We start from the raw sequence: 1,061 nt of genomic DNA, 5'->3' as shown, positions 1-1,061 counted from the left end.
GCTGGCGTCGGTGCGGCCAGCGTGGCGGCCGCGGCCTGCGTTTGGCCGGCTGCCGGCGGGGCGTTCGGACCCGGCACCATGCCGGCGGCCGCGCCGTCGCCGCCGAACCAGGCGGCCAGCCCGGCCAGCGGGCTCGGCGTGACCTGCAGCGACATCAGGCCGCCTTCAGCACCAGCCCGTTGTCGCCGAGCGCCAGGCGTTCGGGCGCCAGACCCAGCAGCTGCACGAGGTAGCCGCGTGCCGCCTCGCGCAGGTGCGCCTGCGCCGCTTCGCCCTGCGTGGCCGCGGTCAGGCGCGACTCGTTGACCAGCACGCCGATGGCGGCGAGCTGCTCGACGAAGGACTGGCGTTCGGCGGTGCTGCACTGCACCCAGGTGCCGCAGGCGCCCAGCAGGCGGCGGAACTGGCGCTCGACGGCCTCCAGCCGCTCGGGTTCGGGCGCCTGCCCGTCGAAGGCGGCGAGGTTGGCCAGCGTGAAGAAGGCCGCCGCCAGCCCGGCATCGTCCTCGCGCAGCCCGGGCTGCAGCCGCGCCTGCACGCTCTGGCGGTAGTGCTGCAGGCAGCGTGTGTACAGCGCCAGCGCCTGGGTGCGTGCGGCCGGGCCGCCGCCGTGGCGCGCGGCCAGTGCCGCGGCGCCGGCCGAGCGCACGCTGCGCGGCACGTGCAGCGGCGCCGGATCGGGGCCGACGTCGGGGCTGTCGAGCAGGCGGGCGAGCGCACGCTCGACGAGGGCGGGCAGTTCGGCGGCCAGGCGTGCGCCGGCGTCGGCTCGGGGCGGGGCGTTCATCGGGCGGGGCTCTCGTCGTCGTGCAGGGTGATCTCCGCGCCCGAAGCGCCACGCGCGGCCAGGCGTTCGCGCAGGCTGTCCAGCCCGGCGGCCAGCGCCGGGCGTTCGCGGCTGTGCGCCGGCAGGCGCAGCTGCAGCTGCATCGTGCCGCCGGGCACGGCCGGCAGCGTCAGCGCCACCGCCGACAGCGGCAGCCCGGCCTGGGCGAAGCTGAACTGCCAGTGCTGCAGACCCCTCGGCGTCGGCGGGCGCGAGCAGGCCGCTCAGCGCCGCG

The 1,061-nt window shown here is 77.9% G+C and carries 2 protein-coding genes; both read right to left on the bottom strand.

All coding sequences use genetic code 11. The annotated features are described in order from the left end of the window. Window positions 1–154 precede the first annotated feature (154 nt). Window positions 155–787 carry a DUF6683 family protein gene (locus tag RBXJA2T_RS13045; RefSeq protein WP_009857857.1) on the bottom strand — a complete coding sequence of 211 codons (633 nt, stop codon included), beginning with the start codon at window positions 785–787 and terminating at the stop codon, window positions 155–157. Continuing rightward, complete coding sequence (locus RBXJA2T_RS13040; RefSeq protein ID WP_009857856.1) at window positions 784–966, bottom strand: hypothetical protein; 183 nt, start codon at window positions 964–966, stop codon at window positions 784–786. Before RBXJA2T_RS13040 ends, RBXJA2T_RS13045 begins: the two co-directional genes overlap by 4 nt. Window positions 967–1,061 lie beyond the last annotated feature (95 nt).

Origin of the sequence: Rubrivivax benzoatilyticus JA2 = ATCC BAA-35 (assembly GCF_000190375.1) — a bacterium.
In the GTDB taxonomy this organism is placed as follows: Bacteria; Pseudomonadota; Gammaproteobacteria; order Burkholderiales; family Burkholderiaceae_C; genus Rubrivivax; species Rubrivivax benzoatilyticus.
The sequence above is the reverse complement of the archived record's forward strand: the minus strand, read 5'-3'. Positions and strand labels throughout refer to the sequence as shown.

Coding starts and splice junctions, on each gene's coding strand:
- RBXJA2T_RS13045 (WP_009857857.1), bottom strand. CDS start 787: ATGAACGCCCCGCCCCGAGCCGACGCCGGCGCACGCCTGGCCGCCGAA.